The sequence below is a fragment of the Novosphingobium rosa NBRC 15208 genome (genome assembly GCF_001598555.1).
Lineage (GTDB): Bacteria > Pseudomonadota > Alphaproteobacteria > Sphingomonadales > Sphingomonadaceae > Novosphingobium > Novosphingobium rosa.
Genome location: NZ_BCZE01000070.1, coordinates 1 through 13878 on the forward strand (window position 1 = coordinate 1; position 13878 = coordinate 13878).

Below are 13878 nucleotides of genomic sequence, written 5' to 3' on the forward strand. Positions count from 1 at the left end.
CGGGCCACGCCCGCCACGAAATCCAGCGCGCCCGACAGGGTGGTCAGCCCGGCGTCCTGCAGGATTTTCGCATCCATCGTCTGGACGACTTGCGGCAGTTGCTTGAGGGGCGTGGTGCCCAGATAAGGCTGACGCATCCCGGTGACGGTGATGCTTGTGGTATCGTCCCTGGACTCTGTGGCCGGTTCATCCGCAGCCTGGGCGCAGGCGGGGATCGATGCGGCTGCGATGGCGGCCGTGGCGCAGAAAAGCTGAATTCGAAGCGTGGATCTGGATGTGCGCATGGTAACCCCCGGACGAGCAATCGATGATGCCTTCCTTCTGGTTTCGCGAAGATGTGGTGATGGGGAGGCGCGATGCCCTCTCGGCGGGCGCCTTTGATCGCATCTTCTGCAACCGGTGTTGGCACGACCGAGTATGAGCGCAGCTTATAGAATTAGATTGCAATGTGAGGCCCGGCAGACCGCATTATCGCTGAATGAGCGGGTGGTTTACGCAGGAAATGCTGCCAGGCCCTTTGAGGACCACGATCAGGATTCGGGCAGCCGCGACACAACAAGCGCAGTCAACAGCGCTACACCCTGAACGATGACACTATCATTAAAATCATAGCGCGGATGGTGCAGCGGCTGATTGTGATCGGGGGCTTTCTGGCCCAGCCAGATATAGGCGCCGGGGCGCTGCTGAAGCATGAAGGAGAAGTCCTCCGAGGTGAAGGCGGGGGCGGGCGCTTCGGCCACATCGTCGGACACCAGACGGGCGGCTTGCAGCACATCGCGGGCGGCATCGGCATCGTTGATCGTGGCGGGATAATAGCGATCATAGTCGACGCGGATGGTCGTCTCGGTGGAGGCGGCAACGCCCTGCGCCATGGCATGGATCGAGGCCTCGATACGGTCCTGGATCTCGGGATCGAAGGTTCTGACGGTGCCCATGATCTCGCAGCTTGCGGGGATCACATTATGGGCATGGCCGCCCGCGATCTTCGTCACCGACAGCACAGCGGCCTGCGTGGCCGGCACGCGGCGCGAGACGATCGTGTTGAGCTGCTGGACCAGATCGGCCGCCGCCAGCAAGGCGTCGGGCGTGTCATGAGGCAGCGCGGCATGGCCGCCGCGTCCCTCGATGGTGATCTGGAACTTGTCGGCCGAGGCCATGATCGGGCCGGGGCGGGTGCGAATGGCGCCCGCGGGCAGGTCGGGCCAGTTGTGGATGGCAAAGACCTGCTCGCACGGGAACAGATCGAACAGGCCGTCGCGGATCATTTCGCGTGCGCCGCCCTGTCCCTCCTCAGCGGGCTGAAAGATGAAGGCGACCGCACCGGAAAAGCCGCCCTGTGCCGCCAGATGGCGCGCGGCTCCCAGCAGCATGGCGGTGTGACCGTCATGCCCGCAACCATGGAAAGCGCCCGCATGGGTGCTGGCATGGGGCAGCCCGGTTTGTTCGTCGAAGGGCAGGGCGTCCATATCGGCGCGCAGACCGATCATGCGGTTGGACGTGCCCCTTCGCAGGACGCCGACCACGCCCGTCCCGCCAAGCCCGGCGGTCACCTCAAGCCCGAGCGCGCGCAGCGCATCGGCGACGATGCCGGCGGTGCGATGCTCGCAAAAGCCGAGTTCGGGGTGGGCGTGAATGTCGCGGCGCAAGGCGGTCAGATCGGGCACAAGGGCCGCGATCCCGTTCAGATCGATCATTGCATCTGCTCTTCAAACAGCGTTTCGATGGGATCGTGGCACTTGATGACCGGCGATTTGATCACAATGAAGCTGAAATATTTTTCGATGCCGAAATCCCCTTCAAGGATTTCCTCGATCACGGCCTGATAATGCGAGACGTCGCGCGTGATGAATTTGACGAGATAGTCGTAACCGCCGCTGACCAGATGGCATTCGACGATCTCGCTGACATTGGCGGCCCGCTGCTCGAACTTGGTGAAATCGCGGATGCGGTGGTCTTTGAGCGTCACCTGCGTGAAGACCGTCAGGGTGGAACCCAGCTTGGCCAGCGCGAGCTGGGCTCTGTATCCGATGATGAAGCCGGCCTTTTCCAGCCGCTTGACCCGCGCAAGGCACGGGCTGGGCGACAGGCCGACCGCATCGGCGAGATCAACGTTCGACATGCGGCCGTTACGCTGGAGCTGCGCGAGGATCCTGAAATCCAGTCGATCAAGTTTTGGATTAAGGCTCATCGCGTTGTGCTTCTCCCGCTCTTATTGGCTGAACTCCTGTCAGGCGATGGCCGCCCGGACTTCAGCATGATCCAGCACATCGTCCAGCGTCGCGCGCAGACGCTGCAACAATGTGTCCATATCCTCTTCGTCACAACTGAGCGCCGGGGCCAGGCCGATGGTGCCATCGCCGAAAGCCCTGAAGATCAGGCGCCGCTCATAAGCCGCGCGGGACAGTCTGTCAGAGATGTTAAGTGCTGATGTAAATGGGGTTTTTGCCACCTTGTCGGCCACCAGCTCCATCCCTGCCAGCATGCCTGCCGTGCGAATGTTGCCCACCAGCGGATGGTCGGCCAGCGCCGCCAGCCCTTTCTCGAGTTGCACGGCGCGCACCTGCCCGTTGGTCAGAATCCCGCCTTGCAGATAGAGATCCATGACCGCGAGCCCCACGGCCGCGCTGACCGGGTGCCCGGAATAGGTCTGCCCATGGCCGATGGGCAGATGGTTGTCAGGCCCATCGGCCATTCCGGCATAGATTTGTTCGCTCATCAGCACCGCCCCCATCGGAGCATAACCTGCTGTCAGCCCCTTGGCGAGAGTCATAAGATCGGGCGTCACCCCCTCGCTCTCGCAGGCGAACATCGGGCCGGTGCGTCCGAAGCCGGTGATGACCTCATCGGCGACGAACAGAATGTCCAGCTCGCGGCAGGTTTCACGGATGGCCTTGAGCCAGCCTTTGGGCGGCACGATGACGCCCGCCGATCCCTGAACCGGCTCGGCAAAAAAGGCCGCGACATTCTCCGCGCCCAGTTCCTCGACCTTGGCTCTCAATTGGGCGACCGACAGGTCGATCACCGCCTGCGGGTCTTCGCCCACCGGGCTGCGATAAGGATAGGGCGCCGGAATATGATGCTGCCAGCGATGCGGCACATCGAACTGCCGGTGGAAGGCAGGCAGGCCGGTCAGGCCCGCGCCATTGCTCGACGAACCGTGATAACCCTTGTCGAGCGCGATCATATGCTTCTTGGCCGGGCGGCCCGTGGCATTGAAATAATGGACAATAAAGCGGATCGCGGAATCGACGGCATCCGAACCGCCCAGCGTGAAATAGACCCTGTCCAGACCCGGAGGCGACAGGTCAGCCAGCCTCTCGGCCAGGCGGATGGCGGGTTCGCTGGCGAAGGAGAAATAGCCGGTGGCATAGGGCAGGCGGCGCATCTGCTCGCTGGCGGCGGCCACGATGCTTTCCTGTCCATAACCGACATTGACGCACCACAGGCCGGCGAAGGCATCGAGCAACTCGCGCCCTTCCGCATCGGTCAGATACATGCCCCTGGCCGATGACAGCACGGTCGCGCCGCGCTTTTCATGGGCGCGATAGGCCGAAACGGGGTGGATCAGGTGGCGACGGTCGCTTTCGATCAGGGAGTTGGCAAGCATGGGACCTCTCGGGTGGTGTCGTCCTGCCCAGTCTATCCCCTTGGCAAAGCGAGATGCCCTGAATTCCCGGCCAGAGCGGAGCGCGGCGTGCCGAACTTCGCCGCGCTCCAGCATTTTATGCTGCCCATGGCCGGGCCGACGACTCAGCCGATGTTGCTGACGATGGCCTTGCCGCATTCCAGCGTCGATGCGCCGCCCGCCAGATCGCGCGTGCGCCCTGCGGGCGTGGCCAGCACCGTCTCGATGGCGTGCAGGATCGAGGCCGAGGCCTCCAACTCGCCCAGATGTTCCAGCATCATGGCGGCCGACCAGATCTGGCCGACCGGATTGGCGATGCCCTTGCCCGCAATGTCGGGCGCCGATCCATGCACAGGCTCGAACACCGAGGGGATCGAGCGATCCGGGTTGATGTTGCCGCAAGGCGCGATGCCGATGGTGCCGGTGCAGGCCGGGCCCAGATCGGACAGGATGTCGCCGAAGAGGTTGGAGGCCACCACCACATCGAACCGATCGGGGTTCATCACGAATTGGGCGGTCAGGATGTCGATGTGGTATTTGTCGGTGCGCACATCGGGATAGGCCTTGGCCATCTCCTCCACGCGCCCGTCCCACCAGGGCATGGTGATGGCGATGCCGTTCGACTTGGTGGCCGAGGTCAGATGCCTGCGGGGCCGCGCCTGTGCCAGATCGAAGGCATAGCGCAGGATGCGGTCGGTGCCATGGCGGGTCATCACGGTTTCCTGCAGCACGATCTCGCGCTCGGTGCCGGGGAAGGAGATGCCGCCGATGGCCGAATATTCGCCCTCGGTGTTCTCGCGCACGATCATCATGTCGATGTCGCCCGGCTTGCGGCCTGCCAGCGGGCAGGGCACGCCGGGCATCAGCCGCGCGGGGCGCAGATTGACATAGAGATCGTATTCGCGCCGGAACTGGATCAGCGAGCCCCACAGGGAGACGTGATCGGGCACCGTCTCGGGCCAGCCGACCGCGCCGAAGAAGATGGCGTCGACATCGCCGATCCGCGCCTTCCAGTCTTCGGGCATCATGGTGCCATGCTGCGCGTAATAATCGCAGGAGGCGAAGTCGTGCCACTGCTGCTCGATGGTGATGCCATGGGCTGCTGCTGCGGCTTCGAGCGCGCGCACCCCCTCGGGCATCACCTCCTTGCCGATGCCGTCGCCGGCCAGCACGGCGATGCGATAGGTCTTGCTCATGCTCCGAATCCTTTCAGGCCGGCCCAATGGAAGGCCTTTGTCTCGAGATATTCCTCGATCCCCTCACGCCCGCCTTCACGCCCCAGCCCGGAGGCCTTGATGCCGCCGAAGGGCGCCATTTCCATGGCGATGGCACCGGTGTTGAGGCCGACCATGCCGAACTCCAGGGCTTCGCCCACACGCCAGGCGCGGTGCAGATCATTGGTGTAGAAATAGCTGGCGAGGCCGAAAGGCGTGGCATTGGCCATGGCCACCGCCTCTTCCTCCCGCTCGAAGCGGAACACCGGGGCGAGGGGCCCGAAGGTTTCCTCACTGGCGAGCCGCATCCCGGTGGTGGCGCCGGTCAGCAGAACGGGCCGCGCGAAGGTCGGCAGGTCGGGGGCGGGGGATTGGGCCGCGATTTGGCCGCCAAGGGCCAGGGCATCCTCCAGATGGGCATGGACCTTGTCGGCGGCCGCAGGGTTGATCAGCGGGCCGATGGTGGTCGTGCTGTCGCGCCCGTCGCCCACCTTGAGAGCGTTCACCGCCTCGCCCAGCCGCGCGACGAAGCGGTCATGGATGCCCGCCTGCACCAGAATGCGGTTGGCGCAGACGCAGGTCTGGCCGGCATTGCGGAACTTGCTGGCCATGGCGCCCGCGACCGCGGCGTCCAGATCGGCATCGTCGAAGACGATGAAAGGCGCATTGCCGCCCAGCTCCAGACTGAGCCGCTTGAGCGTTCCCGCCGACTCTTGCATCAGCAGCGAGCCGACCCGCGTCGAGCCGGTGAAGGAGAGTTTGCGCACCACGGGGCTGGCGGTCAGCGCGCCGCCGATGCCCTCGGGCAGGCCGGTGACGATGTTGACGACCCCCGCCGGAATGCCCGCCCGCTGGGCGAGGAGGCCCAGCGCCAGCGCGGTGAAGGGCGTCAGCTCCGAGGGCTTGATGACCACCGTACAGCCCGCCGCCAGAGCCGGGGCGATCTTGCGCGTGATCATGGCTGCCGGGAAATTCCATGGCGTGATGATCGCGCAGACACCGACCGGCTCCTTCAGCGCCAGAATGCGGCGGTCAGGGGTCGGTGCGGGGATATCATGGCCGGAAATGCGGCGCCCCTCGGCGGCAAACCATTTGACGAAGGAGGCGGCGTAACCGATCTCGCCTTCCGCCTCGGCCAGCGGCTTGCCCTGTTCGGCGGTCATGATCCGCGCCAGATCCTGTTTGCTGGCCAGAATCAGCCGATGCCATGTTTCCAGCAGGGTGGCCCGCTCATCGGCGGTGCGTGCTTTCCAGGCGGGCAGGGCGTTCTGCGCGGCGAGGATGGCCTCCCGCGTTTCATCCGCCCCGCAGGAGGGCACGGTGCCGATCGCCAGGCCCGTGGCGGGGTTGATGACATCCAGCGTCTCTCCTGCGGCGGAGGGGCGCCAGTGCCCGTCGATCAGGCAGGCCTGAACGAACAGGGATGCGTCGCGAAGATCCATGATGCCCTCCATCAGAACAGCGCCTGGCTGATGATCCCGAAGGACCGGCCCGGACGCGATGGCGTGGGTTCGTCGCCGCGCACCATGGTGACGAAGCGATGGACCCGGACAAGGCCCAATTCCTCCAGCCATTCGCTCAGCCCGCATTCGCCCGGAATGTCGAGGCGCATGAATTCGCCGCTGCGCGACCCCAGCCATTGCGCGATCAGGCCCTTGGCGCGGTCCTTGTCCGGCGCCACCACCGGGCCGACGACGTAACCCCGCCCGAAACGTCGGAAGAGCGCGAAGCCGGTCACCTCGCCATCCGAATCGAGCACGACGCCATGCCCCTTGTCGAGCACCGCCGCCATGATCGAGGGGCGCTCGAGTCCCGTGGCTTCCTGCGCCAGAGCGGTGACCTTGTCCCGGTCCCGCTCGCCCATCGGCCGGATGCGCTCACCCTCGCCCAGCGGCAAGAGGGGTACGCTGAAAGACGTACCCTGATGCTGAAGGATTTCCGATATGCCGTTGAAACCGAATTTGCGGAACATCGGGAGGCCGCCATGATTGGCATTGAGCAGGACGCTGCGCTGGCCGATCTGGTCGAGCACATTGTCCATCACGATCCGCCCGATCCCGCCGTTCCGAAATGGCTTGGCGACGATGAACATGCCAAGCGTCGCGCAATCCTGCCCGTGCAGCCACCACATCGCGGAACCGATGATCTGGCCGCCCATTTCCGCGACGGTTCCCGCGCCCAGCGCCAGAGCGCTCGCAATATCCTGCTTGCGGTGCGGCCATTGCTCACCCACCGACAGGGCATGGACCGAGGCCACGTCCGTTGCGGTCATCGGACGAAGCTTCAGCCTGCGGTCCGGCATTGTCGCCATCGAATACTCCTGTGCGTTGATGCTGTCGCATCGCGTTCTCTTGGCTTTGCTTTACAGGCGAATGGCAAGCATTCGCTGCCGCGCATGGGGCGGCTTCCAGTTCAATCCGTCGGATACGCGGCGTGATCCGGAATATCATGCCGGAACTTTGGCGTATCATGCTGCCGGGGCAGAGTCGGCCAGACAGACATAAGCGGCCGATTCTTCGCCATACCGTCCGGTTTTTTCAAGGGAGAACAGGCGTGCGGGGCATGCGAATCCAGGCAGATTCCAGACAGACGATTGTGCCGTGAATGGCTGATCGCTGGATCATGGGCATGATCGCGAAACGGGTCGGCGGCGCGCTGCTGACGCTGTTTCTGCTGTCGCTTGTCGTCTTCGCCATGTCCCTGCTGATGGGCGGCGATGCGGCAGAGGCGATGCTGGGGCAGAACGCCACGCCCGAGGCGCTGGCGGGGCTGCGCGCGGCGATGCATCTCGATCAGCCCTCATGGCAGCGCTATCTGGGCTGGCTGGGGGGCTTGCTCCGGGGGGATCTGGGGGTTTCGCTGATCACGAAGCTGCCGGTCTCCACGCTGCTGGCGCCGCGCCTTCTGGCCTCGCTGCAACTGGCGGGGCTGACCGCCGCGGTGTCGGTGCCCCTGGCGCTGTTTCTGGGCATTCTGGCGGCTGTCCGGCGCGGATCGCTGCTGGACCGGGTGATCAGCATGGCCACCATCGGCGTGGTGTCGGTGCCGGAATTCGTCATCGCCACGCTGATGGTGCTGATCTTCGCGGTGCGGTTGCATTGGCTGCCCGCGCTGTCCTCGTCCCGCGACTTTTCCTCGCTGCATGATGTGGTGCGTGTGTTCACCATGCCGGTGATCTGTCTGGCCTGCGTCGTGATGGCTCAGATGATCCGCATGACCCGCGCCGCCGTCTGCGACGCGCTCGACAGCAGCTATGTCGAGGCCGCCAGACTGAAAGGCGTGCCGCCCCGCCGTCTGGTGCTGGGCCATGCACTGCCCAATGCGATCGGGCCGATCGTCAATGCCGTGGCGCTCAGCCTGTCGGTGCTGCTGGGCGGGGTGATCGTGATCGAGGTGATCTTCAACTATCCCGGCGTGGCCCGACTGATGGTGGACGCGGTCAGCACCCGCGACCTGCCCCTGATCCAGACCGTCGCCATGATCTTTTCCGCCGCCTATCTGATGCTGGTGACCAGCGCGGATATCGTTGCCATCCTTTGCAATCCCAGGCTGCGCCATCGATGAACACAGTGCCAAAATCCGGGGTGCCCTATGGGGCGCAGGCCCCCAAAGTCCGGCGTCGGCGGATGAATGTTTCGCTGCTGCTCGGGGGAGCGACGATCATCTTCTGGCTGATCGTTGCCCTTGTCGGGCCGATGGTGGCGCCCCATGCGCCGGGTCAGGTCGTCGATCTCGACGTGTTCAGCCCGGCCAGCAGCACCCTGCCGCTGGGCAGCGACTATCTGGGGCGCGATGTCCTGAGCCGGATGCTGATCGCGTCGCGCTTTACGGTGTCGATTGCTTTGCTGGCGACGCTGCTGGCGGCCACCGTCGGTGTTTTTTGCGGTCTGCTGGCGGCGAGCAGCGGCTGGGTCGACGCGATCTTCAGCAAGCTGTTCGACACGCTCAGCGCCGTGCCGTCGCTGATGTTCGGACTGGTCGTCATCGGATCGCTGGGGGCCTCCATTCCGGTTCTGGTGGGGACGCTGGCCACGGTCTATTCGCCGGGGGCCTTCCGCACATCACGGGCGTTGGCCCGCAACATCGCCGTGCTTGATTTCGTCACCGTCGCCCGGGCGCGGGGCGAGACGCTGCCCTATATCGTGCTGCGCGAGATCCTGCCCAATCTTGTGGGGCCGCTGGCCGCCGATTTCGGGCTGCGCTTTGTCTTTGTCACCCTGCTGCTCAGCGGTTTGAGCTTTCTGGGGCTGGGGGTGCAGCCGCCCAATGCCGATCTGGGGGCTCTGGTGCGGGAAAACATCGCCGGGCTGGGCTTCGGCGCGGCCGCCGTGCTGGTGCCGACTTTCGCCATCGCCTCGCTGACCATCGGTATGAACATGGTGATCGACGCCGTTTCGGGCGGGCGCCGCGCGGGAGGACGCCGATGAGCCTGTCAGGCGATCCGCTGGTCAGATTGACCGGGCTGGAGATTTCGGTGCGCGACGCGCAGGGGCAGGACAAAATCATCGTCCGCGATATCTCGCTGGAGGTTCAGCCCGGCGAGGTGCTGGCGCTGATCGGGGAATCGGGCTCGGGCAAGACCACCATCGCGCTCTCCATGCTGGGCTATACGCGCGGGGCATGCCGCATCTCGGATGGCACCGTTGAGGTGGCGGGGCACCGGCTCGACAGCTTGCCGGAGGCGCGGTTGCAGGGCCTGCGCGGCCGGGTGGTGTCCTATGTCGCGCAGAGCGCGGCGGCGGCCTTCAATCCCATGCTGCCTATCATGCGGCAGGTGATCGAACCGGCGCTGGTCCACGGGCTGATGACGCGCGAGGCGGCGGAGGACAAGGCGCGCGGCCTGTTCCGCGCGCTGGCGCTGCCGCGCCCCGATACGGTGGGCGACCGCTATCCGCATCAGGTGTCGGGTGGGCAGTTGCAGCGGCTGATGGCGGCCATGGCGCTGATCACCGATCCGGCGCTGGTGATCTTCGATGAGCCGACCACCGCGCTTGACGTCACCACCCAGATCGAGGTGCTCAAGGCCTTCAAGGCGGTGGTCAGGGATCTGGGGACGACGGCGGTCTATGTCAGCCACGATCTGGCCGTGGTGGCGCAGATCGCGGACAGGATCTGCGTGCTGCGCGATGGCATGGTGCAGGAACAGGGCCGGGTCGAGGAGATCCTGTTCCATCCCCGGCAGGATTATACGCGCGCGCTGGTCGCGGCGGCGGCGGCCCGCGTTCCGGCGGCCCCCATGCCCGATCTGCCGCGTGATGCCGGCGATCCGCCGCTGATCCAGATGCGCGATGTCGTCGCCGGTTATGGCGGCGTGGATGCGCAGGGCAATCCGCAGGTGCGCATCCTCGACGGGGTCAGCTTTGCCATCGAACGCGGCAAGGTGCTGGGCGTGATCGGCGAATCGGGCAGCGGCAAAAGCACTCTGGCGCGCGTGGTGGCGGGCTTGCATGCCCCGGCATCGGGGCGGGTCAATCTCGACGGCTATACGCTTGAGGGCGAGATCCGGCATCGCGACAAGGAGCAGTTGCGCCGGGTCCAGCTTGTGTTCCAGAATGCCGATACGGCGCTCAATCCAGCGGTATCGGTGGGGGAGGCGATCGGCCGCCCGCTGACCTTCTTCCATGCTCTGCGAGGGGCGGACCGAAAGGCCGAGGTTGCCCGCTTGCTGGATCTGGTCAGGCTGCCTGCCGCGCTGGCGGGTCGCTTGCCCGGAGAATTGTCGGGCGGGCAGAAACAGCGGGTCAATCTGGCCCGCGCGCTGGCCGCCCGGCCCGATCTGCTGCTGTGCGACGAGGTGACCTCCGCGCTCGACCCGGTGGTTGCCGAAGCGGTGCTCGATCTGTTGATCGATCTGCGTCGCGAGCTGGGGCTGGCCTATATGTTCATCACCCATGACATCGGTATCGTCCGGGCCATCGCGGATGAGGTGATGGTGCTTTACGGCGGCGTCCCGGTGGAGTTGGCCTCGCATGAGGCGCTCGAAGGGCCCTTGCATCATCCCTATACCAGGCTGCTGATGGCCTCGGTGCCCGAATTGCGGCCCGGTTGGCTGGAAGCCGCGAACAGCGCCTTTTCATGCGGATCGACGCCGGGCGCTGGCCATGCGGCGGGATGCCGCTTCTTTCAGCGCTGCGCGGTTTCCCATCCAGGGCTCTGCGATGTGCTCGATCCTGCGGTCCATGTCGGTGCCGGACAGACAATCGCCTGCCATCGCGGCTTTGATGGCTTGCAGGCGACGCCTGGTATCGCACAGGGCGCGATACCGGCGTGACCGAGGGTCGGATGCTGTCGGCAGGATATGCCGGTTGTCGGTTTCCGCGGCATGCTCCCCTGGAATGGCAGGCAGGCATGGCATCCCCTCAGGGTCTGGTAGATCATGCTGTGGATGTCCCGTCGAAAGCGGCGATGTGCTCTTGAGCGCCATCAAAAAGGCGGAATCCTTTCGTCCATCCGGACTAGTCTTTCCGGGTCAGATCCAGTTCCAAACCGGGAGTCACCAACGCCATGCGCAGGTCCAAACTCGTTATCGCAGCGAGCCTTTTCGCCAGCTTCGCCAATGTGCCCGCCGATGCCCATGCCGTGTGGTTCGCCCAGCGCGCCCGCCAGACCGCGCTGATCTATGGCGTGGGAGCCGATGACCTCGATTCCGTCAAGCGTTTCTCTTTCATCGAGAAGATGGGTGGCTATGATGCCAATTATCAGCCAATCAAGGCCACGCCGCGCATCGCCGGGCCGATCGTGCTGGTGGACAGCGAGCAGCAGCCCACGCTGCTCTCGGTGGTGTTCTTCAACGGCATCTGGTCACGCGTGAACGGCGAGTTCGAGCCCAAGGGCCGTGACGAGGCGCCGACCTCCACCCTTTCGGAAAAGAACTACAAATATTCGGTCGCCATCATGGGCCCGCTCGACAAGCCGATCCCGGCCTTGCCCGATCAGGTGCTGCAGATCGTGCCGGTCGGCGCCATTCCCGCGCTGCTCGGCAGCAAGATGACCTATCAGGTGCTTTACAAGGGCAAGCCTGCGGTCGGCGCCACGGTCATCAACGATCTGGTCAACGATCCCGACCAGACGCCCGTCACCACTGATGCCGAGGGCAAGGTGACGATGGTGGTGCGCAATCAGGGCCTCAACGTGCTGGAGGCGGTCTTCGTCAGTCCGACCGACAACCCCAAGAAGTACGACCGGATCGAGAATTCGGCGACGCTGACCTTCACCCTTGCTCACAAGCCCGAATAATCAGGCCCAACACCGGAGTCGTTTCATGACCAATCGTCTTGCGGCTTGCGCCGCGCTTGTCCTTTCGCTGTCGGTGGCATCGCCCGTGCTGGCCCATGGTTTCACCAAACCCCAGCATGGCGGCATCGTGACCACCAGCGGCGAAACGCTGTTTGAACTGGTGGCCAAGCCCGCCGGTGTCCAGCTCTATGTCATCGACGACGATGAGCCGGTCGCGGCCTCGGGCATGACTGCCAGCCTCACCACCAACACCGGCGGCAAGACGCAGAATGTGCCGCTCAAGCCCGCCGCAGGCAATCGCTTCGACGGCCCCGCGCTCAAGCTGGCGCCGGGTGCGAAGGTTGCCGTCATGGTGATCAACAAGACCAGCCAGGCACATCTGGGCGGCACCTTCATCATCAAGTGAGGCATGCGCGTCCGGTATGCCTCAAGGGGATGCCGGACCGGCGCTTCCAAAGGGGAGAGGCGGGATGAGATTCCCGGCAAGGGCGGCCTGTGCCGTCGGCTCAATCGCGTTCGGCCTGTCGGCGCTGATGGCGCATCCGGCTCTGGCCCATGGCGTGTCGTCGGGCGACAAGGCCTATATCCAGACCCATCCGGGGATCAACATCATCCCCTATATCTACCTGGGCGCCAAGCATATGGTGACCGGTTATGACCATCTGCTGTTTCTTTTCGGGGTGATCTTCTTTCTCTATCGCCTGAAGGATGTCGGCAAATATGTGACGCTGTTTGCGGTCGGCCACAGCACCACGCTGCTGCTGGGCGTGCTGGCCAATATTCGCGCGGATTCCTTTATCGTCGACGCGATCATCGGTTTCTCGGTGGTCTATAAGGCGCTCGACAATCTGGGGGCCTTTCGCAAGATTCTGGGCTTTGAGCCCAACCCCAAGGCAGCGGTGCTGATCTTCGGCTTCTTCCACGGTTTTGGCCTGGCCACCAAATTGCAGACCCTGTCCCTCTCGCGCGAGGGGCTGTTTGCCAATCTGGTCAGCTTCAACGTCGGGGTGGAAATGGGCCAGTTCATCGCTTTGAGCATCATCCTGATCCTGATGACCCTGTGGCGCCGCACGCGCAGCTTCGAGCGCAATGTCGTGATCGCCAACACCCTGCTGATGACCGCCGGCCTGGTGCTGGTCGGTTTCCAACTCACCGGATTTGCCATGGAGAGCGGCTCGTGACCTCCCAGACCCTTCTCAACCCGACCATCCCCTATCAGGCCGAAGGCAGCACCATCCTGCGCGCGACAGCAGCGGCGGTGGTGGCGGGGGCGGCGATCCTCACGCTTTTCGTGCTGCCCGCCGAATACAACATCGACCCCACCGGGGTCGGCCACAAGCTCGGCCTGACCGCGCTGAGCGGCGCGATGGACGATGCCGAACCCGCCGCCACTGCGGCCCCGACGCAGGCCGCCGCCGCTCCGGTCAAGGTCGGCCCGCAGAGCCGCGACAGCATCATCCGCGCCACGCCCTATCGCGAGGATCAGATGACGCTGACCATCGCCCCGCATGCCGGTGCCGAGATCAAGGCCGAGATGCAGACGGGCGACCAATTCGTCTTTTCCTGGACCGCCAGTGGCCCGGTGAAGATGGACATGCATGGCGAGACGTCGATGACCGCCAGCGAAGCCACCACCTACTGGAAGGAAAAAGGCCTGAGCGCGGCGCAGGGCAGCCTGATGGCGCCCTTCAACGGCATTCACGGCTGGTACTGGCGCAATCAGGGCGAGACGCCCGTGACGCTGACGCTCAAGACCAGCGGTTTCTATCGCAAGCTCATTCGCCCGCCGGTGAACTGACCGGG

13 protein-coding genes and 1 pseudogene are annotated in these 13878 nt (G+C 64.7%); 7 read left to right on the plus strand and 7 right to left on the minus strand.

Going from position 1 to position 13878, the window contains the following annotated elements; translation table 11 throughout:
* The 7 genes and pseudogenes from SR3_RS23065 to SR3_RS23095 all read right to left on the minus strand — a co-directional run.
* Positions 1-284, minus strand: a pseudogene (locus tag SR3_RS23065) (TonB-dependent siderophore receptor); the annotation flags it as partial.
* A 246-nt stretch (positions 285-530) separates the two neighbouring features.
* The gene (locus SR3_RS23070) at positions 531-1694 is read right to left on the minus strand and encodes a M20 aminoacylase family protein (protein ID WP_068091126.1); all 1164 of its coding nucleotides are present in this window, start codon (positions 1692-1694) and stop codon (positions 531-533) included.
* Positions 1691-2188: an Lrp/AsnC family transcriptional regulator gene (locus SR3_RS23075; RefSeq protein ID WP_068091128.1), complete on the minus strand. Its 498-nt coding sequence runs from the start codon at positions 2186-2188 to the stop codon at positions 1691-1693. The genes SR3_RS23070 and SR3_RS23075 overlap by 4 nt, the downstream gene beginning before the upstream one ends.
* A gap of 39 nt (positions 2189-2227) precedes the next feature.
* Positions 2228-3607 carry an aminotransferase class III-fold pyridoxal phosphate-dependent enzyme gene (locus SR3_RS23080; RefSeq protein ID WP_068091130.1) on the minus strand — a complete coding sequence of 460 codons (1380 nt, stop codon included), beginning with the start codon at positions 3605-3607 and terminating at the stop codon, positions 2228-2230.
* A 143-nt stretch (positions 3608-3750) separates the two neighbouring features.
* Positions 3751-4821 (minus strand): tartrate dehydrogenase, encoded by a 1071-nt coding sequence (locus SR3_RS23085; RefSeq protein WP_068091132.1) that lies wholly within the window; start codon positions 4819-4821, stop codon positions 3751-3753.
* The gene (locus SR3_RS23090) at positions 4818-6281 is read right to left on the minus strand and encodes an NAD-dependent succinate-semialdehyde dehydrogenase (protein WP_218018877.1); all 1464 of its coding nucleotides are present in this window, start codon (positions 6279-6281) and stop codon (positions 4818-4820) included. The genes SR3_RS23085 and SR3_RS23090 overlap by 4 nt, the downstream gene beginning before the upstream one ends.
* 11 nt (positions 6282-6292) lie before the next feature.
* On the minus strand, positions 6293-7111 hold the full coding sequence (locus tag SR3_RS23095; protein ID WP_169805698.1) for a GNAT family N-acetyltransferase: 819 nt from the start codon (positions 7109-7111) through the stop codon (positions 6293-6295).
* 356 nt (positions 7112-7467) lie between these two features.
* Here SR3_RS23095 and SR3_RS23100 point away from each other — a divergent pair, with 356 nt between their 5' ends.
* The 7 genes from SR3_RS23100 to SR3_RS23130 all read left to right on the plus strand — a co-directional run bounded on the left by SR3_RS23100 (position 7468) and on the right by SR3_RS23130 (position 13873).
* Positions 7468-8403 carry an ABC transporter permease gene (locus SR3_RS23100; protein ID WP_245654062.1) on the plus strand — a complete coding sequence of 312 codons (936 nt, stop codon included), beginning with the start codon at positions 7468-7470 and terminating at the stop codon, positions 8401-8403.
* Positions 8400-9266: an ABC transporter permease gene (locus tag SR3_RS23105; RefSeq protein ID WP_084455853.1), complete on the plus strand. Its 867-nt coding sequence runs from the start codon at positions 8400-8402 to the stop codon at positions 9264-9266. Before SR3_RS23100 ends, SR3_RS23105 begins: the two co-directional genes overlap by 4 nt.
* Complete coding sequence (locus SR3_RS23110) at positions 9263-11110, plus strand: ABC transporter ATP-binding protein (protein WP_157099060.1); 1848 nt, start codon at positions 9263-9265, stop codon at positions 11108-11110. The genes SR3_RS23105 and SR3_RS23110 overlap by 4 nt, the downstream gene beginning before the upstream one ends.
* Before the next feature lie 233 nt (positions 11111-11343).
* Positions 11344-12075 (plus strand): DUF4198 domain-containing protein, encoded by a 732-nt coding sequence (locus SR3_RS23115; RefSeq protein WP_068091140.1) that lies wholly within the window; start codon positions 11344-11346, stop codon positions 12073-12075.
* A gap of 25 nt (positions 12076-12100) precedes the next feature.
* Positions 12101-12481, plus strand: coding sequence for a hypothetical protein (locus tag SR3_RS23120; protein WP_068091141.1), 381 nt, complete (start codon positions 12101-12103; stop codon positions 12479-12481).
* A gap of 64 nt (positions 12482-12545) precedes the next feature.
* Positions 12546-13256 carry a HupE/UreJ family protein gene (locus SR3_RS23125; RefSeq protein WP_068091144.1) on the plus strand — a complete coding sequence of 237 codons (711 nt, stop codon included), beginning with the start codon at positions 12546-12548 and terminating at the stop codon, positions 13254-13256.
* Positions 13253-13873, plus strand: coding sequence for a hypothetical protein (locus SR3_RS23130; RefSeq protein ID WP_068091145.1), 621 nt, complete (start codon positions 13253-13255; stop codon positions 13871-13873). The genes SR3_RS23125 and SR3_RS23130 overlap by 4 nt, the downstream gene beginning before the upstream one ends.
* Positions 13874-13878 lie beyond the last annotated feature (5 nt).